Annotated in this window: 27 protein-coding genes; 9 read left to right on the top strand and 18 right to left on the bottom strand. The window is 35.1% G+C overall.

Annotation, left to right across the window (positions count from 1 at the left end):
* Positions 1–8: 8 nt before the first annotated feature.
* The 4 genes from RCG20_RS16455 to RCG20_RS16440 form a co-directional block, all read right to left on the bottom strand.
* Entirely contained in the window at positions 9–1,004 is a 996-nt protein-coding gene (locus RCG20_RS16455) for an ABC transporter ATP-binding protein (RefSeq protein ID WP_308181193.1), read from the bottom strand.
* Between the two features lie 276 nt (positions 1,005–1,280).
* Positions 1,281–2,060: a DUF2268 domain-containing putative Zn-dependent protease gene (locus RCG20_RS16450; protein ID WP_308181192.1), complete on the bottom strand. Its 780-nt coding sequence runs from the start codon at positions 2,058–2,060 to the stop codon at positions 1,281–1,283.
* Positions 2,061–2,190: 130 nt separating this feature from the next.
* Positions 2,191–3,429, bottom strand: a complete 1,239-nt coding sequence (gene fabF, locus RCG20_RS16445) for a beta-ketoacyl-ACP synthase II (RefSeq protein ID WP_308181191.1) — start codon at positions 3,427–3,429, stop codon at positions 2,191–2,193.
* A gap of 58 nt (positions 3,430–3,487) precedes the next feature.
* Positions 3,488–4,420 (bottom strand): beta-ketoacyl-ACP synthase III, encoded by a 933-nt coding sequence (locus tag RCG20_RS16440; protein WP_308181190.1) that lies wholly within the window; start codon positions 4,418–4,420, stop codon positions 3,488–3,490.
* A gap of 200 nt (positions 4,421–4,620) precedes the next feature.
* On the opposite strand from RCG20_RS16440, the gene RCG20_RS16435 reads away from it, so the two are divergent.
* Positions 4,621–4,863, top strand: coding sequence for a hypothetical protein (locus tag RCG20_RS16435; RefSeq protein ID WP_308181189.1), 243 nt, complete (start codon positions 4,621–4,623; stop codon positions 4,861–4,863).
* Between the two features lie 28 nt (positions 4,864–4,891).
* Here RCG20_RS16435 and RCG20_RS16430 read toward each other — a convergent pair whose 3' ends face one another.
* The 3 genes from RCG20_RS16430 to RCG20_RS16420 all read right to left on the bottom strand — a co-directional run bounded on the left by RCG20_RS16430 (position 4,892) and on the right by RCG20_RS16420 (position 6,837).
* Complete coding sequence (locus RCG20_RS16430) at positions 4,892–5,092, bottom strand: ComZ family protein (protein WP_308181188.1); 201 nt, start codon at positions 5,090–5,092, stop codon at positions 4,892–4,894.
* Between the two features lie 101 nt (positions 5,093–5,193).
* A complete protein-coding gene (locus RCG20_RS16425; RefSeq protein ID WP_308181187.1) occupies positions 5,194–6,036 on the bottom strand; it encodes a Rossmann-fold NAD(P)-binding domain-containing protein in 843 nt (280 codons plus the stop codon).
* 81 nt (positions 6,037–6,117) lie between these two features.
* Complete coding sequence (locus tag RCG20_RS16420) at positions 6,118–6,837, bottom strand: lipase family protein (protein ID WP_308181186.1); 720 nt, start codon at positions 6,835–6,837, stop codon at positions 6,118–6,120.
* Positions 6,838–7,047: 210 nt separating this feature from the next.
* Here RCG20_RS16420 and RCG20_RS16415 point away from each other — a divergent pair, with 210 nt between their 5' ends.
* On the top strand, positions 7,048–7,230 hold the full coding sequence (locus tag RCG20_RS16415) for a YjzD family protein (RefSeq protein WP_308181185.1): 183 nt from the start codon (positions 7,048–7,050) through the stop codon (positions 7,228–7,230).
* 227 nt (positions 7,231–7,457) lie between these two features.
* Here RCG20_RS16415 and RCG20_RS16410 read toward each other — a convergent pair whose 3' ends face one another.
* Positions 7,458–7,637, bottom strand: coding sequence for a YjzC family protein (locus RCG20_RS16410; RefSeq protein ID WP_308181184.1), 180 nt, complete (start codon positions 7,635–7,637; stop codon positions 7,458–7,460).
* Between the two features lie 327 nt (positions 7,638–7,964).
* On the opposite strand from RCG20_RS16410, the gene RCG20_RS16405 reads away from it, so the two are divergent.
* Positions 7,965–8,657: a Crp/Fnr family transcriptional regulator gene (locus RCG20_RS16405; protein WP_308181183.1), complete on the top strand. Its 693-nt coding sequence runs from the start codon at positions 7,965–7,967 to the stop codon at positions 8,655–8,657.
* A 182-nt stretch (positions 8,658–8,839) separates the two neighbouring features.
* Here the strand turns inward: RCG20_RS16405 and RCG20_RS16400 are convergent, their stop codons facing one another.
* The 3 genes from RCG20_RS16400 to glp all read right to left on the bottom strand — a co-directional run bounded on the left by RCG20_RS16400 (position 8,840) and on the right by glp (position 11,773).
* Complete coding sequence (locus tag RCG20_RS16400; protein ID WP_308181182.1) at positions 8,840–9,562, bottom strand: YwiC-like family protein; 723 nt, start codon at positions 9,560–9,562, stop codon at positions 8,840–8,842.
* Between the two features lie 427 nt (positions 9,563–9,989).
* Positions 9,990–10,520: a molybdopterin-guanine dinucleotide biosynthesis protein B gene (gene mobB / locus RCG20_RS16395; protein ID WP_374120483.1), complete on the bottom strand. Its 531-nt coding sequence runs from the start codon at positions 10,518–10,520 to the stop codon at positions 9,990–9,992.
* Positions 10,508–11,773 carry a molybdopterin molybdotransferase MoeA gene (gene glp, locus RCG20_RS16390; RefSeq protein ID WP_308181180.1) on the bottom strand — a complete coding sequence of 422 codons (1,266 nt, stop codon included), beginning with the start codon at positions 11,771–11,773 and terminating at the stop codon, positions 10,508–10,510. Before glp ends, mobB begins: the two co-directional genes overlap by 13 nt.
* A gap of 239 nt (positions 11,774–12,012) precedes the next feature.
* Between glp and ric the strand changes: the two genes are divergently transcribed.
* Entirely contained in the window at positions 12,013–12,714 is a 702-nt protein-coding gene (ric, locus tag RCG20_RS16385) for an iron-sulfur cluster repair di-iron protein (RefSeq protein ID WP_308181179.1), read from the top strand.
* A 149-nt stretch (positions 12,715–12,863) separates the two neighbouring features.
* On the opposite strand, the gene moaA is transcribed toward ric, so the two are convergent.
* The gene (gene moaA / locus RCG20_RS16380; RefSeq protein ID WP_308181178.1) at positions 12,864–13,880 is read right to left on the bottom strand and encodes a GTP 3',8-cyclase MoaA; all 1,017 of its coding nucleotides are present in this window, start codon (positions 13,878–13,880) and stop codon (positions 12,864–12,866) included.
* Between the two features lie 307 nt (positions 13,881–14,187).
* Between moaA and RCG20_RS16375 the strand changes: the two genes are divergently transcribed.
* Positions 14,188–14,886: a Crp/Fnr family transcriptional regulator gene (locus RCG20_RS16375; protein WP_308181177.1), complete on the top strand. Its 699-nt coding sequence runs from the start codon at positions 14,188–14,190 to the stop codon at positions 14,884–14,886.
* 75 nt (positions 14,887–14,961) lie between these two features.
* Here the strand turns inward: RCG20_RS16375 and RCG20_RS16370 are convergent, their stop codons facing one another.
* The 3 genes from RCG20_RS16370 to RCG20_RS16360 form a co-directional block, all read right to left on the bottom strand.
* Positions 14,962–16,092, bottom strand: coding sequence for a TIGR04053 family radical SAM/SPASM domain-containing protein (locus RCG20_RS16370; protein ID WP_308181176.1), 1,131 nt, complete (start codon positions 16,090–16,092; stop codon positions 14,962–14,964).
* 257 nt (positions 16,093–16,349) lie between these two features.
* Positions 16,350–16,658, bottom strand: a complete 309-nt coding sequence (locus RCG20_RS16365) for a metal-sulfur cluster assembly factor (protein WP_308181175.1) — start codon at positions 16,656–16,658, stop codon at positions 16,350–16,352.
* A 2-nt stretch (positions 16,659–16,660) separates the two neighbouring features.
* On the bottom strand, positions 16,661–17,461 hold the full coding sequence (locus RCG20_RS16360) for a prolyl oligopeptidase family serine peptidase (protein WP_308181174.1): 801 nt from the start codon (positions 17,459–17,461) through the stop codon (positions 16,661–16,663).
* Between the two features lie 195 nt (positions 17,462–17,656).
* On the opposite strand from RCG20_RS16360, the gene RCG20_RS16355 reads away from it, so the two are divergent.
* The 3 genes from RCG20_RS16355 to RCG20_RS16345 all read left to right on the top strand — a co-directional run bounded on the left by RCG20_RS16355 (position 17,657) and on the right by RCG20_RS16345 (position 18,908).
* Positions 17,657–18,469: a Cof-type HAD-IIB family hydrolase gene (locus tag RCG20_RS16355; protein ID WP_308181173.1), complete on the top strand. Its 813-nt coding sequence runs from the start codon at positions 17,657–17,659 to the stop codon at positions 18,467–18,469.
* Between the two features lie 101 nt (positions 18,470–18,570).
* Positions 18,571–18,723, top strand: coding sequence for a hypothetical protein (locus RCG20_RS16350; RefSeq protein ID WP_308181172.1), 153 nt, complete (start codon positions 18,571–18,573; stop codon positions 18,721–18,723).
* Between the two features lie 2 nt (positions 18,724–18,725).
* Positions 18,726–18,908 (top strand): DUF3813 domain-containing protein, encoded by a 183-nt coding sequence (locus RCG20_RS16345; RefSeq protein ID WP_308181171.1) that lies wholly within the window; start codon positions 18,726–18,728, stop codon positions 18,906–18,908.
* Positions 18,909–19,010: 102 nt separating this feature from the next.
* Here RCG20_RS16345 and RCG20_RS16340 read toward each other — a convergent pair whose 3' ends face one another.
* Both RCG20_RS16340 and RCG20_RS16335 read right to left on the bottom strand, forming a co-directional pair.
* The gene (locus tag RCG20_RS16340) at positions 19,011–19,418 is read right to left on the bottom strand and encodes an intracellular proteinase inhibitor (RefSeq protein WP_308181170.1); all 408 of its coding nucleotides are present in this window, start codon (positions 19,416–19,418) and stop codon (positions 19,011–19,013) included.
* 20 nt (positions 19,419–19,438) lie between these two features.
* Complete coding sequence (locus tag RCG20_RS16335; RefSeq protein WP_308181169.1) at positions 19,439–20,281, bottom strand: YitT family protein; 843 nt, start codon at positions 20,279–20,281, stop codon at positions 19,439–19,441.
* Between the two features lie 112 nt (positions 20,282–20,393).
* Between RCG20_RS16335 and RCG20_RS16330 the strand changes: the two genes are divergently transcribed.
* Positions 20,394–21,272 (top strand): DegV family protein, encoded by an 879-nt coding sequence (locus tag RCG20_RS16330; protein ID WP_308181168.1) that lies wholly within the window; start codon positions 20,394–20,396, stop codon positions 21,270–21,272.
* 141 nt (positions 21,273–21,413) lie between these two features.
* Here the strand turns inward: RCG20_RS16330 and RCG20_RS16325 are convergent, their stop codons facing one another.
* The gene (locus tag RCG20_RS16325; RefSeq protein WP_308181167.1) at positions 21,414–21,545 is read right to left on the bottom strand and encodes a DUF3941 domain-containing protein; all 132 of its coding nucleotides are present in this window, start codon (positions 21,543–21,545) and stop codon (positions 21,414–21,416) included.
* Between the last annotated feature and the right edge of the window lie 10 nt (positions 21,546–21,555).

Below are 21,555 nucleotides of genomic sequence, written 5' to 3'. Positions count from 1 at the left end.
TTAGGCCCCTATTCCGTTTCTGGAAAGTGAAAGTTTTTATAACATGTACAGAGTACAAAATGATTTGTCTCAACTTCCCTTAATACTGGATTTTCCTCATGTTCATGATCATCAATCCAGTTAATACGATTTTTAAAACGGCATCCTTTTCTTGGTAACTTTTGTAATGAAGGGACAATGCCTTCAATTACATGAAGCCTTCCTTTAGCTGCTGTTATCGATGGTATGGAATTTAAAAGTGAACGAGTATATGGATGTAATGGGTTTTTAAATAAGGATTTAACATCAGTAAATTCTACTATTTCTCCTGCATACATAACGGCAACACGGTCTGCCATTTCAGCAACTACTCCAAGGTCATGCGTGATGAGAATAATACCTGTCTTCATTTGCTTTTGAAGATCTTTTAACAAGTCCATTATTTGGGCTTGAATCGTAACGTCTAGAGCTGTTGTCGGCTCATCTGCGATGACAAGTGACGGATCACATGAAATTGCAATTGCAATAACAACTCGTTGACGCATCCCACCGGATAATTCGTGTGGATATTGTTTATATGTACGCTCTGGTTTTGGAATTCCCACTTTTTTTAATAGTTCAAGAGCTTTTTCTTTTTTTTCAGTTGCAGATAATTGTGTATGGTATGTCATACTTTCTTCAATTTGCTTTCCACATGTCATTAAAGGATTTAATGCTGTAAGAGGATCCTGAAAGATCATGCCAATATCTTTACCACGGACCTTGTTCATCTCAGAGGTTGAAAGAGATAATAGATTGCGTCCATTAAACTTAACACTACCTTCTATCTTTGTTCTTTCCTTTTCATGCAAGCCCATTATCGATAGAGCTAACGCACTCTTTCCACATCCAGATTCACCTACTATTGCAACCACTTCATTTTCATTTACTGTTAATGTTACATCGTCAACAGCTGCGAAATAGTTATCTTTTATGCGAAAAGAAGTGCGTATGTTTTGTAATTGTAATAGTGGTTGATTACGCAAATCTACTCCCCCTAACATGTATTGATGTAGAAATTTATAATTCTATTAAAATACCATTCCATTGGATTACTGTTTAAATCCAATCCTTAGAATCTCAAAATTTTTTGCATTGAGCAGTAGCATTGCCTCCATGTGGAAGTTAAATACTTAAAGTAGGTCTTTATCTTTTTTAATAATTCTGTTAATTTCCTTTGCTTTTATATTCTATTTCAAATATTTTACTTTTTCAATATATTTTTTGAATATTTCAATAAAACAGATTTATTTTTCAGAAACCTACTCTTTTTCACTTAAAAACTTTGAAGCTGGAATAGAGAACGAACGTTTTGTTGAAAACCTATTTTTTTCAAAATAATTTTGAACAAGTGAGAAACCTGCCGCATATCCAAGTAGTTTTGGAATTCGACCATGCCCATATAATAGGTGATCATGAATTTTTTCCTTCTTTTTGCTATTTAGGTGATTTTTTAAATATTTATCCCAAAAATTTTCTAGTTCTTCTTCTGAATACATGCTACACCAACTTGCTAAATACTTTTGACCACAATTCTTTAATACAGCATATTCTGCTAGACCTTCAATTATTAATGATTCTAATAATGTATAATCCTCCATATTTCCTTTTAACCTATTAAGTCTGCAGACATGATGGTATTCATGGACAAAAAGTGCTTCTAATTCCTTTGGATCCTCTAGATTTGATAAAAATAAAAATACCTTGTCTGAAAATGAAACACCTGATTTACTACTCTCTCGTCTAATAAATAAACCTCTTGATTGATCTAGAGGAAATAGAAAAATTGGTATATCTGGACCTGACCATTTCTTTTGGTAATATTCAAAATACCTTTCAATTTGGTCCCAGGCTTTCCCTTCATTCAATAAATCAACTGTATTCAATGTAGCCCTTGAAGGTTGATACATTCCAAATTCCAGCAATTGTTCATATATCTCTTTTCCATTTTGTGTTTTAAAATAAGGAACTAATTTTTCGCACATCTTTATTGGCTGCCTAAAACTATCTTCTAGCCACTGATTTGTTTGGATTATTCCCATTTCTTCACCTTCCTTCATTTTAATATTTTATGAAGGAGTGAAAAATCTGTTCTTCATATTCATATTTTGGTTTGAAGCAAAGTTGAAAAAAAAAAACTGACCATAGCATAAGTATGGTCAGTCATTTGTATTATTCATATTTTTTAAAAATAATCGTTGCGTTGTGCCCTCCAAAGCCAAGTGAATTACTCATCACAGCTTTAAGGTCTTTTTTACGAGCAGTATTTGGTACATAATCCAAATCACAATCTGGATCTGGCGTTTCATAATTAATGGTTGGAGGTAGAATACTATCCCGCATTGCTAATAGAGAGAAAATTGCTTCGATACCACCTGCAGCACCTAGGAGATGGCCTGTCATCGATTTGGTTGAACTCATTGCAAGCTTATAAGCTTGTTCACCGAAAACTTCTTTCACAGCAGCAGTTTCAAATTTATCATTGTATTCTGTACTTGTTCCGTGTGCATTAATATAGCCAATATCTTCTAGCTTTAAGCCACTATCTTTAAGTGCCATTCTCATTGATCTTGCGCCACCTTCACCACCAGGGGCTGGAGCGGTAATATGGTAAGCATCTCCTGTCGAACCATAACCAATAATTTCTCCATAAATAGTAGCACCACGTGCAAGGGCATGTTCTAACTCTTCAAGCACAATAATACCAGCACCTTCAGCAATAATAAAACCATCACGGTTTTTATCAAATGGTCTGCTTGCCTTTAGAGGATCGGGATTCGTTGAAAGAGCCGTATTCGCACAGAATCCTGCAACAGACATTTTTGTAATTGGTGCTTCCGCCCCTCCAGTCACCATTGCGTCAGCATCGCCACGTTGAATGACCTTAAAAGCATCTCCAATTGAATTTGTACCAGTTGCACAAGCAGTCACTGTACAAGAGTTAAAGCCTTTTGCACCTAATGTAATCGATACCTGTCCAGTAGCCATATCTGGAATTAACATGGGTACAAAGAATGGACTAACCCTTTTATATCCTTTTTCAAGAAATATCTCATATTGTTTTTCAAAGGTTTCCATCCCGCCAATACCGGAACCGATCCAAACACCAATACGGTCAGCATTTTCTTCATTGATAGTAAGTTTTGCATCTTCAACTGCCATTAAAGCGGCTGCAACAGCATATTGAGTAAACCTATCCATTTTTCTTGCAGATTTTCTATCCATTATTGTTTCTGGATCAAAATCTTTTAACTCACCAGCCACCTTAGCAGGGTATTCATCTGCATTTACCCTTGTCATTGGCCCAATGCCTGATTTACCTTCAATAAGATTTTTCCAAGTGGTATCAACATCATTCCCAAGGGGGGTTAACGCTCCAACACCTGTTACCACAACCCTGCGCTTTTCCATATTATGCAACTCCTATTCTCCTATGTGTTCTTTCTTTTAAACAGTTCCCCATCTTTTCTTATTTTCCCCAACGAATAGCAATTGCTCCCCAAGTCAAGCCACCGCCAAATCCCACCATTACGATAACATCATCATCTTTAATTTTACCTGCTTCCAATTCTTCAACAAGAGAAATTGGAATAGATGCGGATGATGTGTTTCCATATTTATTAACTGTTTTGGACATTTTCTCCTCAGGGACTTCTAACCTTTGTCTTGAAGCCTCCATGATACGAATATTGGCTTGGTGAGGAATAAAGAAATCAACTTCTTCTTTTGATAGGCCTGCCTTTTCAAGCACATGAATACAGCTTTCGCCCATTTGACGGACAGCAAATTTAAATACTTCGCGTCCATTCATGATAATAAATTCGTCTTGATAAAGGTGTTTTCCTCCAGTTCCATCTGCACCTAGTTCGAAGGAAAGAATTCCTCTATTACCAGAAACAGGACCAATGATTGCAGCACCTGCACCATCACCAAACAATACAGCAGTATTTCTGTCATTCCAGTCTGTAACTTTCGAAAGCTTTTCGACCCCAACAACCAAAATATATTTAAAAACATTAGTCTCTATAAATTGTTTAGCAGTAACAATTCCATACATAAAACCTGCACAAGCAGCACTAATATCCATTGCTGCAGCCTTTTTAGCACCTAGCTTTTCTTGCAGCATGCACGAAATACTTGGGAACGGCCGATCAGGAGTTACTGTTGCAACCAAGATTAAATCAATTTCCTCTGCTGAAATTCCTGCATTTTTAATAGCATTTTTTGCTGCCTCAAATGCCATATCTGAGGTATCAATTTCATCAGGGGCAATGCGTCGTTCCTCAATACCTGTTCTTGTTCGAATCCATTCATCTGATGTATCCATCACTTTTTCAAGATCAAAATTAGTGACTACTTTATTTGGCAAATATCTTCCTATTCCAACGACTCCAGCATTCATAAAGCCATCTCCTTTAAAAAGTGATTAATAATATTCGTATTTTTTTGTTATCAATTATTATGACTTGGTACTAATTTTAACAAATCTGTTATAGGTAAAGCAACCCTTAAATTCCCTATTACCATCCGCAATTGTCCATACCTTTTATTAATTTAAACATAAATTAAATTAAGGATGCTTTTAGGAGGGGTAATACGCTAATGGAAGAAGATCAGAATATCACCAAGAAGAAGGGTGAAGATCGTTTTTCAGATCTAATGTTTGGATCGAGAAGAGATAACGATCCCGATGAAGAACCGGAAATGAAGAGAGAAAATCAACCTTCCATCGATTATGGGGAGCTTATGATTCATTTTGATTCTTTAATGGAGTCCGCTAAAAACCTAAAACCATTATTTCAAAAAGTAATTCCATTTGTCGAACAAATTTGGAAAAAGAAATAAGCTGCCTTCTTTGATGGCAGCTTTCTTTTTATTCCTTTGTCAATTCCTTAAGTGCATCATTCTTACCTAGCTCGTAAGCTTCCTGCATAACTTTTGAAAACAAATCCATAAATGGCTGAATAATATCAAATGATAATTCGACCCCTGCTTTATCCAACTGTTCTTTTGCTTGCGGCAAATATTTTAAGGCAATCTGCATAAATTGTAGTGATTGTTCTTGATTATTCATATGATCTTTGTTCTCCTTAGCTATTTTTATTTGCAATTAAAAGAGATCCTTACAACCCTTTTTATTCTACCCTTATAGTAGATAATTGAAAAGCCGTTTGATTATAAACAAGAGAGATAGTTTAGATGTTCCTTTTGCTTTGTAAGTGAATCAGAAATAGGTGTTACGTTTTTTACCAAGAGTTGAACTATTTGATCGTCTAAAATTAAATCTCCGCGTTCTGCTATATATCTGAACTTTGGATCAATATTTAAAAAATCCGCACACTCATCCCACCTATTGGATTTCCCACTTTTAAGTACAAATTGGCCAATACTTCCAGATTCAATCTTTTCGATCATTGTATCTATTGCATCCTCAACGAAAACAGCATCTTTACACCATTCTCTTGACTCACTTTGTACTACATTTTCGTTTAAATTATTTAACATGAATTTTTGAAAAAGAAAGGTGTCAGGCTGCCAAGGACCAAAAATCGAAGGTAAATAGTAATACTGTACATTCTTACCTTGTTCTTTTATCTTCTCTAAAAAAAACCGCAGTTCTTTTAACCCATCTTGGTCGATGGAAATGGCTAATAATTGAATTGGTAGCAAACAGACAATTCGGTACTGATGACCTTCCTTATTGTCTATAAGAAAAAACCATTTGTTGATGGTCTCACTGTTTAAAAGTTTCTCTTTAGACGCCATAAATAGGTCGTATAAAGAAAGAATAATTAATGAGGGCTTTTCATCTTCTTGCTCAAACTTAAATCCATCCCAGTTTTCCCATTCTTTTTCAGTTAAATTTGCATTTCGCCCTACTTCAAGTCTTTTTTCTTCTACATTACAACCCGACGAATCAAATAGAATACCTTTTACTTCATATCCTCGTTCAAGTAATTTCTTACTTAAATGAAAACCAACAAATTCATACGCTCCAAAGACAATAGCCTTGTCCATTATATCTTCCTCCCCATCCTAATCCTAATGAATCCTATGCAATTTCACTAAGAAATATTTCAGATGAGGAGAGGCACTGATTTACAGAACCTGCTCATAGTTCTTAAAAAAATTCACTATCATTGCCCCTAATTGTTGTTTCTTCTCAAGAAGAATGTAGCTGGTATTAATCTCATTCTTTACTAATTTTTGATATAGATTTGATTGACTAAATGATCTCGTATCAGACAAAACATAAATCATTTTTATCGGAATCCCATAATCAAATGGGCAGATCTTTTCAATCGAAACTAATTCTTTTTCTAACTGGTCAAGATCCTTTTGGTACGCAAATTCCAACTCTCTCGTAAGCTTTTTGTAAAAAAATTTATTCTCTTTTTCCTGTTGGAGGTGTTGCTTTAAGGACAGGATTGGATTTAGAAAAACAATTGACCTCAGCTGCCCTGTTAATTTTTCAAGAAGCTTAACAGCAACTAAAGCCCCCATTCCTTCAGCAATGATGTGAATCTTTCCATTAATGATTTCACTTCTTATCATATGCTGATAAAGGCTTTGGGCTAATTCGACTGCTTTCTCACTTCCCCAGTTTTTCCCGTAAAGATTAGAGGAAAAAATTGTGTACCCTGATTCCTTTAGCATCTTTATAATGGAAAGCTTGCTTTCGTTCTGTAGCCAGAAACTTTTACTTTCATCTACGAAATGTCTTTCATCTCCAATAATTAAGATGCCAAAACCTGTTGGTTTTTCAGGGTAATGGATGATATTCCACTCAGTACCCAATCGAAAATTCCGGTTCTCCATGATAAATCTCCTTTTACAAAGTTCCCTCAAATAATTATATGTAGTTTCACAAATTGTGAAATGTTAAACCCCCAGTTTTTTTAACCAATTTTAAAATTTCCCTATATTGACCACATTATCAAAAGAGGGGAAAATCAAAATTGTCATTTATTATTTTTAAAGCATATGGTACTATTAAAAAAGATTCGAAATAGGTTAGAGGTGAAAATCGTGCGATACTTTTGGACTTTTTTCTGGGCTTTTCTTCTTGTACAAATGTTGACCTACGTTGTTAGTTCAATGGTTGGCACTACTTACAATTTTGAAACCGGTGCCATATTGGCTGTTGTTGTTACTATAATGGTGTATGTTGTTTCAGCAATCATTCCTAATGAACCAGTTGAAAAACATTAATACCATCACTTAAAAGTCATTCTGCCATTACTGTGCAGAATGATCTTTTTGTGGCATTAAGGGCTTGCCAAGTGGCGAGTTTCTTTTTTTAAAATCTTATTCATTTCCGTATTTGACTAATTTCGACCTTTTACATACGTTATCATTCATTTCAAGATTTAATGGGTATGATACTTCACTACTGTTAACATGAAATAAAAGCCATCCGTTTGGATGACTTTTACCATTTAAGGTTTTCTTAAATATGTCCAATGCCTATTTTGGTTTGATGTTTCAGGAAATGAATCCCCCGCCTTAAGTTTTAACTTTTGCGGATTATTCACATTACTCCCTGTTTCACCAATTTCAATGTATATACCATTATTGGGTGCTTTTTGTCCTGGTTGGAACTGACGATTTTGTCCCATACGTTCCCTCCTTTATTCTTTTCCTTATTATTATTACCTCTTTTACAATGAACATTAATGGAATTATTTTCTCTAAAGCTAAATGGAGGATAGCACTGTTTAACCTTCCTTTTTCCTTTAAACTGAAATTTCGACATGATTTTTTTAAAATATTCACTACTTTTATTTACTTTTTGACGATTGTATGAAATAATTCCTCACGTATTGCAAAAATAACTTAATTAACAATATAATGATAGTAATATATAGAGAAATGTTGATGTTGACTGTATTTAGTCTTTGCTTAAATACTCACAAAAATTTCGCCTCTTTAAAGGTGGTTATCGTATGCAGTCATTGAAGGAAGTTTCAACTGAATTACATGAACTATTTGAAATGGTTCATCATATAAGAAAAATGGAAAAAGGTACTTTTCTATTTCAAGAAGGAGCTATCGCCAATGAATTGTACATTGTTCAGAGCGGAATCCTTCAAGTAAGTAAAATTATTCCTGACGGTAGAGAGCTTACCTTAAGGATGTGCAAAAAAGGCGATTTAATTGGAGAAATCGACATATTTTGTCCTTCTCAAAAGTATTTATTAAGTGGACGCGTCGCTGAGAGCGGGGAAGTAGCCGTTATTATGAAAGATGTTTTAGAGGAAAAGCTTTCTAAAAATCTTCCTCTTTCACTTGTGTACATGAAGTGGATGAGTCAGCAATATCGGAAAACACAAACGAAATTCCGAGATTTAGTCCTTCACGGAAAAAAAGGGGCTTTATACTCCACTTTAATTAGAATCTCAAATAGCTATGGAATAATGAAAACAGATGGAATCATGATTCGCCTCCCCTTAACAAACCAAGAACTGGCAAACTTTTGCGGAACATCTCGAGAAGTTGTAAATCGTCTTCTTAGTGATTTACGTAAAGCTAATATCATCTCCATTGATAAAGGGACTATAACAATACACGACATCGATTACTTAAGAAACGAAATAGACTGTGAAAGATGCCCCGTTGAAATTTGCAGGATAAATTAACTTTGGATAAAGAAAACTCGCCGATTGGCTAGCCCTTAATGGGCGATGATTAGGCGTCGTTGCCCTTATGCGCTAACAGAATGTATGGAATATAGATTCAGATTAGCCAAAAAATCGACCTATCAATGGTCGATTTTTTTAATAGGTAATGAAAAGCTACTCTGTAAAATTTTAAAGAGTGTTTACTTTATTAACAACTGTATGGTCATCATGCAGAAAAATAGAGTTGCATTTACAATTTCATAAATACCGACTTTTTTCGCTGATAAAGTTTTTCCATAAAATCCAATTGCCCTCAACATACTAGGTATGAACGCAAGCGCTACAATCCAATAACCCAATACGAACCAAACAATTGGAATTAGAACATGGAAAGCCCATGATATCCATTTAAACTGGGGGTTGTTTTTTTCCCGAATCATTGTTTTTACATAAAAAGTACTACCTACGAAAAACAGAACGGATGAAAAGAAAATAAGAATAGCTTCAGCCGTTACAATTCCATTACCCAAAAAGCTACTCCCGAGACTTACAATTGAAAAAGCAAAAATAGCACTAAAATCGTTCATTAATGAACGATCATTATTTTGTGATGAATAAAAAGCATTTATAATAAAAAAGGGAATCATTAAAAGTCCAAAGTAAATGATTGAAAAATTTTTAGCAAGCGGAAAAAGTAAAATCAGAATGGCTGGAACCAGATAAATAGCAGTCCATTTTGAATAGAACATAAGCTTCTTTTTCTTAAATAAAAGGAGCATTGGGTATGTTGATAAATATAAAAACAACCAACCTATAAAAAAAGGAATATGCTCCCAAACAAAACCACCTTCTACAACCCCGAGCCAAAAAGGAATTATAGCCATGGCCCATGCACCATGTTGTTTTGGTAAAAATAACTTCATCTAGATCACTCCTTTTCCTGCTTACTCTTTAAGTTTAAGTCAGCAAAAAAAAAAGGTATGTGAAACAAGTCACTCAAAATAAAAAAGAAGGCAATCTGCCCTCTTTTTGTAACTTTTTATAAATTATAAATTCAGAGCGAGATTGGAAATGTCCATTTTTAAATCAAGGTTATACGGATAACCCATTAGATTTATAATAAATGAGCACTTCCATTTACTCGCTTCCTCTATATTGAACAAACATATTATCCCCTACTAGGATTATAAGCAAAAACAATCGAAACTACAGTGAGAAAAGTTACAAATTTGTCTATTTTTAAAACTTTTTTCATCTATTTAATGAACAAATTATAAACTTCCTGAAAGTGTAATCAATCGCAAGCTGTCTAGTCATACAAGTCGGTGCCATTTTGTCGATGTTTATGAATCAATTTAGCTGGTGTTTAATAAAGCTCACAATCTTCTCAAACCCTAATAAATCGTTAATATGAAAGCAGGGGATATTATTATTACTAGCTAATTTTTCTAATAATTGACCATTCCAGACGATTATGAATTGAATGTTATCCAGCTTTAATAAACGTTCCAGATCTTCCTCTTCCTTTACTAACAACAGCTTTGGGTATCTTTCCTGCTTATAGCCTTCAATTAGAATAATATCCGGATGAGAAAACTCCATTATCTGGAGTTTTTCTTGAAGGGTCCAGCTTGTTTTTTCTGCTTGCAATAAAAGCCTTCCATTTCCTTCAACGATTGACGCAATTGCTCCGTTTTCAATATGTCTCACAGAATCCTTTTGTTCAAAAACATCTGGTTTTCCTCCATGACCATGATGTTTAATCGTTGCCACTATCAACCCTTCTGCTTTTAAGCGTTTAAGGACTTTTGTCATGAACGTGGTTTTCCCACTGTTTTGATATCCAACAATTTGAAAAATTTTTGGTGTTACCAAGGCCACTCGCTTCCTACTTGGTCTTCAAGTAACAAGACATCAACAACATTACCTATTTCAAATCCTCTCGTTCCTCCTGGCAAAATCATTAATGAATTTGCACCTGAAAGGCTCATGATAATATTGGATTTATCCAGTCCACTAGGAGTCACCTTCAATCTTCCATCCTCTAAAGTAACTGCACTTCTTACAAATCGAGTAAATGGATTTGCTTTTGGAAAGTTCGCTTCAAGAATTGCTCTTTCTTTTTTTAGATGCGGTTTTTGTGAAAATAGAAGCTTTCGAATAATAGGACGGGTGAATAGTTCAAACCCGACATAGCAGGCAGATGGATTTCCAGATAGACCAAATAAAATCTTGCCGTTGTACTGTGCTACTGTTGTGACACTTCCTGGCCGCATAGCAACTTTATTAAAGAGAACTTGAGCACCTAACTTCTCATATATTTCGGGAAGATAATCGAAGTCTCCCACCGATACACCACCCGTTGTTACGAGTAAGTCCACCTTATCTATTGCATTTTTTACAGCATCAAAACATGTATCAAATTCATCTGGAAGTTTCCCCAAATAGTCAACTTTTCCCCCAGCTCTCTCGATTTGAGCTGCAATCATCAAAGAATTGCTATTGCGTATTTTTCCTGGAACCAATGGTTCGTCGACTTCTAGAAGTTCTGTTCCTGTAGCAAACAGCCCAATAATTGGCTTCTGGGCAACTGGAACCTGTGCATATCCAAAAGTAGCAAGCATTGCTTGTATTCCTGGATTAATTACAATTCCTTTTTTAACTAAAACTTCACCTTTTTTAGCATCTTCACCAATAAATGAAACGTTATCACCTTTTTTAAAGCTACGTTTTGTAGACATAAAAGGTTTCCCATTTTTCTCTGATGTTTGTGCCAGTTCAAACATCACAACTGCATCAGATCCTTTAGGCATCATGGCCCCTGTCATAATTCTAACTGCTTGGTTTTCTTTTACCTCTTTATCTGAAGTCATTCCAGCTCCTATATGGTCAATAACCTCAAATTCAATCGGATTGTGTTGAGAAGCATTTGTTGTATCAATCGATCTGACCGCAAAACCATCATATGGTGCCCTATCAAAATGTGGAACATCACTCGTTGCAATCAAATCCTCTGATAAAAAGCGTCCATGACTGTGTTCTATCGAAACGAGTTCTGTTTTTCCAGTTACTTGATTTTCCATTACTTTTTTTACTGCATCCCCAATTGAAATTGGATCTCTACGCTCAAACATTACTATCAGCTCCTGGTCTTACTGCGCGCTATGTAAGCGATACATTATTTTTGTATTTTTAACTCATTATAAGACTATCGAAAACAACTAAACATAGCAAATCAATAGTCCCCATAATAACATTTTAGGAAGGAAAATAATATAAATCATAGTAAATGTGTGATATAGGTCACCTAGTTTTTTCGATATATACATTATGCTAATGGTATAAAGATTTAAATATTAGGAGGAAAATAAAAATGACTTTCCCATTCACAACAGACTCTATCGTAAAAGATATCGTAAATAAATTCCCAAAATCTAGTGATATATTCAAAAAATATCGTATTGACTTTTGCTGTGGCGGAAACATTCCATTAGCAGATGCTATTTCAGCACTTAGTATCGACACAGATTCAATCATGGCTGATTTAAAAGTAGCATATGAAAAATTTGCAAACGTTGAAACAAATCCTGAAGTTTGGACTGAGTCAGATACTAACACGATTATCGATCATGTTATTTCTCAATACCACCGTCCTCTAGAGGAAGAATTAACAGCGTTAAGCCCATATGTTACAAAAATTTCACGTGTTCATGGCGATAACCATCCTGAGTTATTAAAAGTGAATGAGTTATTTTATGAGTTTAAAAAAGAAATGCTTGAACATTGTGCTAAAGAAGAAGAAGTTGTTTTCCCTCTGATTCGAAAATTAGCAAATAACGAAGTTGAAGACCGTGCAGCAGCTTCAGCTCAAATTATTGAACTTGAAAAAGAGCATGATGCTGCAGGAGCTATTTTATTGCAAATTCGTGAGCTTACTTCTGACTTTGCTCTTCCAGTTGATGCTTGTGGAACCTATACACTCGTTTTCAAACGTTTAGAAGAGCTTGAAGGACAAACATTTATGCATGTACATTTAGAAAATAATATCTTATTCCCAAGATATATTAACGAATAAAATTAAAACTCTAAAAAAAGGGCCAGACTCCTCACTTACCAGAGGAGTCTGACTCTTTTTTTAGCTGATCAGCGAGTTTTCTTTAACTAAACTTACCCTTTCATCCATTCAAAAAACTCTACTCCCTTAAAAAAGAGAGTAGAGTTTTGTTATCCACCAATATACGACATTTCAATTTTCTTTCGGTTTAAATTTGCTTCGGCCGTTCTTTCATCCGAGTAGCGATCATTTCTATCGCCCCAAATTCCACTAATTCTCTCGGCGAGTTGTTCATCTGTTGCGCCATTTCTCATAACATTTCGGATATCATGGCCATTTCCATTAAATAAACATGTGAAAATTTGTCCATTTGCAGAAAGGCGGGCACGGGTGCAGCTTGAGCAAAACGATTCTGATACAGACGAAATAAAGCCAACATCCACATCCGTATCTTTATAGCGATACAATTTTGCTACTTCACCGAAATAAGCTGGATCTAATGCCTCAAGTTCATAATGTTCTTTTAACATATCGTAGATTTGCTTTTTGGTGATGACATCATCCATTTTCCAGCCATTTGTGGATCCTACGTCCATAAATTCAATAAATCTTAGCTGTAAACCATTATTCTTGCAGTATTCTGCCATCGGAATAATTTCTGAGTCATTTAGACCCCTTTTTACAACCATATTTATTTTCACGCCTAAACCAACTTCACGCGCTTTCTTAATTCCATCAAGGACAGGCTTGGTTCCAATATTTCTTCCATTTATTTTTCCAAACAACTCATCGTTTAAACTATCTAGACTAACATTTACCCTTTTAAGACCAGCATTTTTTAAATCTAATGCATACTTTTCAAGTAGAATACCATTTGTAGTTAGGCCAATATCTCTTAAACCATCAATTTCTGAAAGTTTTTTTACGAGAATTGGCATATCTCTTCTCAATAGAGGTTCTCCACCTGTAAGCCTTATTTTTTCAACCCCAAGTTTTACAAAGATTTTAGAAACACGTTCAATTTCTTCATATGTCAACAGGGCACTCTTAGGCAAAAATTCAAAATCAGGGCCAAATTTATCAGCAGGCATGCAATATTGACAGCGTAAATTACACCGATCAATAACTGAAATCCTTAAATCCCGAAGCGGCCTATTTAATGTATCTTTAATAATGGTCTTCTCCAATTCTATCAACTCCATTATTTCAAAGAAGCTATATTATTCTAAGTGTATCAATGTTATTATAAAAAGACTATTGTTTAGATCACACTTTACCATCTTTACCATTATATTTATCGTAAGTAATGTAAAATTATTACAAATATTTATTTGCCGATTTATTTTTTGTAATTTTCACTATATCGACATTGTTTACCTATTTTATTTTACAAAATTTACGTTAAAATACAAATAGTGAATATATCATACCATAAAAATGCCTTTTTAACAGTACATGCTTACTCTTGAAAAATTGTTTAGGAGGGTGAAATTAATGATAACAAACATCAAACCTACCCATTCATTAGAAATAAAAGAATTACTAAGATTTGCTGACCGAAAAATTAAAAGTGTAAAAGGAACATTTTTGTTTCAAGAAGGAATGCAAGCTGAAGAACTTTATATTGTTGTTTCTGGTAAAGTCCAAATCAGTAAAGTTACCACTGATGGTCGTGAACTTTCTTTACGAATCTGCGGAGAAAATGATATTTGTGGTGAATTGACATTGTTTACTGATAACCCGAGGTACTTATTAAGCGCAAAGGTCCTTGAAGAAGGTGAAGTAGTTGCTATTCGAAAAGATGTTCTTGAGAGCGAAATATTCCAAGATAGCAGGCTTGCTTTGGAATTTATGAAATGGATGAGTGACCATTTTCGGAAAACACAAACAAAATTTCGTGATCTTGTTTTAAATGGAAAACGAGGTGCTCTATTTTCAACCTTAATTCGAATGTCCAATAGTTATGGTGTTCAACAGAAGGATGGAATTTTGATTGATTTACCTCTGACAAATCAAGAGTTAGCTAATTTCTGCGGGACATCTAGAGAAAGTACAAACCGCATTCTTAGCGAATTGAAGAGAGATAATATTATTTCAATCAACAGGGGTAAAATTTCTATTTTAGACCTGCAATATTTAAGAGATGAGATTGGCTGTGAAAATTGCCCGGTTGTTTTTTGCAGTATAGAGTAATTAGATATCAATTTTGATTAGCTAAATTAGGGGCGGCAAATGCCACCCCTTTTTTGTGCCTTTACTTGTATCAATTTAACTTTCTTGTGCTTCTTTTTCCCTCAATACTTTGGGAATATATACGCAGAATGGCTCACTTTCAAGGTAATCGCCAGTCATTGCATATGCTCTCGATCTAGAACCTCCACAGACATAGCGGAATTCACACACACCACACTTGCCCTTATAAAGATCCGGATTTCTTAATGATTTAAAGATAGGTGACTCACGATAAATTTCTGCAAGAGATGTTTCACGGATATTCCCAGCCTTTACGGGTAATAATCCACTTGGATAGACATCCCCTATATGAGAAATGAAGACAAAGCCATTTCCATCGTTAACACCCTTAGGTGCACGTCCTAGACCATCAATAGAACCTGTTAGCCCTTTTTCTGTTAATGCACTTAAATATTCAATTTCATCTGTCATGTCTTTTGCTTCTCGCATTTTTTGTTGAATGACAACACGACGATAATGCATAGCTTCAGTTGTTTTAATATCAAAAGATACTCGTTTGCTTAAGTCATATAGCCATCTGAAAACCTTTTCGTGTTCAACAGGTGAGATCATATCTGATTCCTGGCCTCTTCCTGTTGGGACAAGGAAGAAGACACTCCAGAGAACACAGTTCAAATCCTCAACCATTTTTGCCATTTCATCAAGATATTCTATATTATATCTTGAAATTACTGTATTAATCTGAATTGGCAATCCAACTTCATGTAAATATTGAATTTTTTCCATCGTAAGATCAAATGACCCAGGGGTACCGCGGAAATGGTCATGGACCTCTGCAGTTGGACCATCAATACTGAATGCCCAGCGTGAAAGTCCGACCTCTTTTGCTTTTTCAATGGCTTCCTTTGTTACATTAGGGGTAGCACTTGGTGTCATTGATACACGTACGCCCTTTTCAACTGCATATTTAGCAATATCAAAAACGTCTTCCCTCATTAGCGGGTCTCCGCCAGTAAAGACGAGCATTGGATTGTTCATATCATATATTTGATCAATTAAATTTTTGCCTTCTTCGAATGTAAGTTCGCGGTGATCTCTTTTATATTGGGCATCTGCACGGCAATGCAAACACTTTAATTGACATGCACGTGTTAGTTCCCAAATAACAATAAACGGGTCTTTATTAAAATCCCGACTCATAACCATATGAAACGCCTCCTGAATCTGCCTTCTCAAGCAAAACAGTTTTATTACTTATATTATAATGATGTTTATAGTTTTAAAAAGTGAACTACCTCACAACCGAGAACCAATATGTGTCCAAAATAAAAACGACAGCAAGTATTTTTAGGACACTAAAAAAGCGTATTTACTACGAAAAAGAAGCTAATAACCTACTACATCTAGGTTGTCAGCTTCTTTTTCAGTGTCCTTAGTATTAATGCTGTTGTTTTAAAGGATGACTATCTTATCCCTAATGCAATTTTTGCATAACGCGACATCATATCTTTAGTCCAAGGTGGATTCCAAACAATATTAACTTCTGTTCCTTTTACCTCAGGAATATCTGATACAGCCCTTTTTACTTGATCAACTATCGTTCCTGCAAGCGGGCAACCCATTGATGTCAACGTCATGGTTACCACCAATTCTCCTTCATCGCTCAGCTCAGCATCATAAACCAATCCTAAATTAACAATGTCCACTCCTAGCTCTGGATCGATAACAAGCTCTAGTGCACCCATGATATTCTCTTTTAATTCTTCATTCATTCCTAATTCACTCCTACTATATTTTTATCATTTATAAATAAATGTTGTTTGAACCACTCAACCGTTGCAATTAGACCTTCCCTACTCACCTTATGTCCAGCCTGTTCATCTGTTAGAAAAGCCAAATTCCCAGGATTTTGTTGATAATCGGGCTTAATTGTTTCGAAAAATTGATATGTTAATGGGTAAGGTACCAATGAATCTTTTTTGCCATGCCAAAATAACAATGGCCGATTAACAAGTTTTTCAGGTTGAAGGCTTAGATCGTATTGGCGAATGGTGGCAAGTTGTTGTTCAATCTCCTCTTCATTAAAAGGAAGCGGAACTCCTTGTTCACTTAACTGTTCTAATTGCCAAAGGGAGTATTTTTCGTATGCAGGCATCCCCATTAAACTAACTGCTACTTTGATCCATTCATATTGTGTCATCGCACCAAGAGTTACCATACCACCCATTGATGTCCCCACTACACCAATTTCTCCTGATTTTACAAGCCCCTCTTCTTCATAAAATTCCTTAATTATCTTTATTTCATTAATGGTATTTAAAACAATATCCCAAAAATGGATCAAAAGGTCCTTTTCAGTTAAATCTTGTTCCCTTTCGCCATGGTATAATGCTTCAGGTAGCAAGATTCGAAAACCTGCTTCCGCTAACAAATACGCATAATGAAGATTATGTTCCTTTGCACTTGTAAAACCATGAATAAAGATGATTAGAGGAAGCTTTTCCCACTGTTCCTTTTGTTTGACGACATGGAGAAGTGGAATACTTTTGATACACTCATGTTTAACAACAATCAATGGATGACCTCCTAAAGGCTACATTAATTATACTGACTTGAAAAATTTTATTAAGTGAATTTTTTTACAGATTACATATAAAATTGTTAACATATTAATTATAATCGGTAATTACACTTTTTCCTAAAAACATGCTTGAACTTTTTCTTCAATCACATGTATGGAAAAAAACAACCTGAATAAGAAGGAGATCTCATGGCAAACAAACATTTAATTGCATTAGATTTGGATGGAACATTACTAAAAGACGATAAAACGATTTCCTTAAAGACAAAAAAAATTATTAAAAAGGCTAAAGATCAGGGACATATCGTTATGATTGCAACCGGTCGTCCATTTCGGTCGAGTGAAATGTATTATAAGGAACTAGAGCTAGACACCCCTATTGTGAATTTCAACGGAGCTTTTATACATCATCCAAAAGACCGGACTTGGGGCACATACCATTCCCCCTTGGATATTAAAGTGGCAAAGGAAATTGTTGAAGCATGCCGATCCTTTCATTTTTATAATATTATTGCTGAGGTAATTGATCAGGTCTACTTCCATTATCACGATGAAAAGCTCTTAGATATTTTTAGTCTTGGAAATCCCAAAATAACTACAGGTGACCTAAGTGAATTTTTACATGATTCTCCAACAAGCCTTTTAATTCATACTGATGAATTTGAGTTAATCAAAATTCGTAAACACCTCTCGGATGTTCATGCCGAGGTGATTGACCATCGTAGTTGGGCAGCACCATTTCATGTTATTGAAATAATCAAATCCGGTCTTAATAAAGCAGTAGGTGTAAAGAATGTAGCTGAATATTATCAAATTCCAGCAGACAGAATTATTGCCTTTGGGGATGAAGATAATGACCTTGAAATGCTCGAATTTGCTGGTAGAGGAGTTGCAATGGGAAACGCCATTGATCAAGTAAAATTGATGGCTAATGATAGTACCCTTTCAAATAATGAAGATGGTGTTGGAGTATATCTAGAGGATTTATTGAACCTCAAATAGTGACATTGTTTTCCTAAAATGAATCCCCACATTTTCGTACATACTAGGAAAGAAGCAGCCTAGCTGTTTCAAAGCAAGCTCTAGAAATTGGAGGGATTCTAATGGGTAAACGAAACAAATCGAAACGCTTTGTCCAACAAGGAAAGGATACCGTTACGAAACATGCTGAACGTATCCCATATCATATGACCTACGCTGAAGCGGAAGCTCAGAAGATGGCCAATGTACATGAATCCTCACTTGGAGGAATATAAAGATGGGAAACCAACTTTTCCAAGAAGCAAGAAGATTTGTTGAAATAGCGAAATCTGCTAGCCCTGCTGATCAACAAGCTGCCACTGCAACAGCCAAAAATGCATTACGCTCTGCTTATGCAAATTCAACTGTTGCTGAACAAAGTCAGCTCCAAAAAATGCAAAATGAGCTTGAACAAATCTAAGAAGGCACAAGCGCCTGCGCGGAAGCTGAATTGATTTAACAAATGTAGAACATAAAATTTTGGTAAACACAAAGAGCTGGCACAACATCTTGTGCCAGCTCTTTAATCGTAGAATTCCTCTAGAATAACTGAATATGGATGCACCGTAACCCCCTTACTCGTTCGTTCATATAAATTCAAAATAAGCGAACCATTACGCGGAAGTTTTGAATTCGGAATTTCCATTCTTATTTTAAAAGAAGTCCACTTTTGAGATTTCTTTTTTACACTAAGTTTTTTTTCATGGATGAATTCTACATGACCATCTTCTACCGAATAAAAAACTACTCTACTTATAAGATTTGTTTCACCAGTAATCAAATACACACCCTTATTTCCGTGCACATGGATATGACGAAATGCCGCATTATTTTCCGTAGGGATGACTCTATTGGTCATGACCACATCAATGGAATGAAATGGAATATTACAAGAAATAGATAACAGGAACGAAAATAATAAACTAAGCACAATCTAAGCCTCCTAAAAGCTTAATCTCTTCGAAAGAAACCAACAACACTTGAAGTCTCAATAATGTTCGTAAATGCGTTCGGGTCTACCTCTTTAATGATTCTTTCCAAATCAAATAGCTCATACCTGGTTATCACTATCATCATCATATCCTTTGTCTCATTTGTATAAGCTCCTTTGGCAGGAATCGTTGTAATTCCTCTAACAAGTTGTGAATGAATTGCTTTTTTAAGATCTTCACCATTTCGGGTAATAATGATAGCTGTTAATTTTTCATGTCTTGTATGGATCGCATCAATTACTCTTGTTGACGTATAAAGGGTTACAAGAGTATATAACGCCTTTTCCCAACCATAGAGAATACCTGCTGTTAAGATAATAATGGCATTAAGGGTAAACATATAGGTTCCGACAGGCTTATCTTTGGCCCGCGATAGAACCATAGCAACAATATCTAGCCCGCCAGTCGAAGCCCCCCATTTTAACGTAAATCCAACCCCAACTGCTAAAATCACTCCACCAAAAACAGCATTCAAAAGAATATCATGCGATAATTCTTTTATAGGAATAATCTCCAGAAAAAACGTTGTCAACAATACGCTCATGAAACTAAATACAGTAAAGGATTTTCCGACCTTCTTCCAACCAAGGATGGCAACAGGGATGTTTAGAAACAGCAATAAATAGCCCATCGAAACGGAAAAAGGTGAAATATCCGTGAGTACTTTTGAGAGCAATTGTGCGATTCCAGCAAACCCGCTCGAATAAACATTCGCAGGGATTAAGAATAAATTCATTGAGATAGCATTTAATAAAGCACCAAAAATAACAACCATTACTTTTTTTGTTTGGAGCCAAAACATATTGTGTTCCTCTCCTTTTTTATCTTTTACTCTTTTTCAATTACTAATTATTGTATTTTTTTTTTGAAACCGATAAACTGAACTTATCTTAGCTTGAAAGTAGGTGAACTTCATGCAAGTAAAAATACTAGCAGATAGCGCATGTGATTTACCCCTTCAATTTTATACTGATAACAACGCCATTTTACTTCCATTAAAAGTTCAATTAAATGATCATGAGTATGAAGATGTAAAAACCATCGATCCTAAAAAGGTCTATGAAGCTATTCGAAACGGAATAGTGCCAAAAACCTCCCAAGTTTCGCCATTTTTATTTACAGAAGTTTTTACAAAAATGGCTGAAAACAATGAGGATGGTATATACATAGCATTTTCATCTGAATTATCTGGAACATATCAAACCGCTGTTATGATTCTTGACCAAGTCAAGGAAAAATATCCAAATTTCCAATTAACGATTGTAGACTCAAAGTGTGCATCACTTGGACAAGGGCTAACTGTCAGGGAAGCAGCAAGACTTGCTGCTGAAAATATTGAGAAGGAAGTCATTTTAAAAGAAGTTCTGTTTAGATGCCAGCATATGGAACACCTTTTTACTGTAGAGGACTTAGATTATCTTGCAAAAGGTGGACGTGTTTCTAAAGCATCCGCTTTTCTTGGTGGTTTATTAAATATAAAACCACTTTTAAATGTTGAAGAGGGTAAACTCGTGCCTCTTGAAAAAATTAGAGGGAAAAAGAAGCTTCTTCACCGTATCACCGAAGTTATAAGTGAACGTGGTTCCCGTTTAAATGAACAAATTATCGGAATTAGCCATGCAGACAATGAAGAAACAGCTTTAGAAGTAAAAGCCATACTTGAAAATAATTTCCAGCCAAAAGAAGTGTATATTTCTGCCATTGGATCAGCAATTGGGGCACATACGGGTCCAGGGACCATTGCTATTTTCTTTTTAAACGATATACCTGAATACACTATTAAAAAGAAATGAGTGAAGTGCTTGCCACCTCACTCATTTCTTTTTTGCTATGTTAAATAATTTTTTTGGCTAATGAAAGGACCTAATTCCTTTGTTACTCTCGAATAAGCCAAAGGTCGTTTGTCCCGAGAATTTTAAGTAACAAAGCTATTTTTAAAGATGATTTGTTTTCTTTGAATATTGATTTTTACCCGCTTTACGATTTTTTTCACGCATCATATTTTTTTCATGATGTAGAGCATTATTGTCTTTTGCTTTCTTGTCATTATCAGAAGTATGTGGCATATGCTTGCTC

This window comes from Neobacillus sp. PS3-40 (assembly GCF_030915485.1).
GTDB lineage: Bacteria > Bacillota > Bacilli > Bacillales > Cytobacillaceae > JAUZPL01.
Note: the sequence above shows the minus strand (reverse complement) of the source record. Positions and strands in the feature narration are given on the sequence as shown.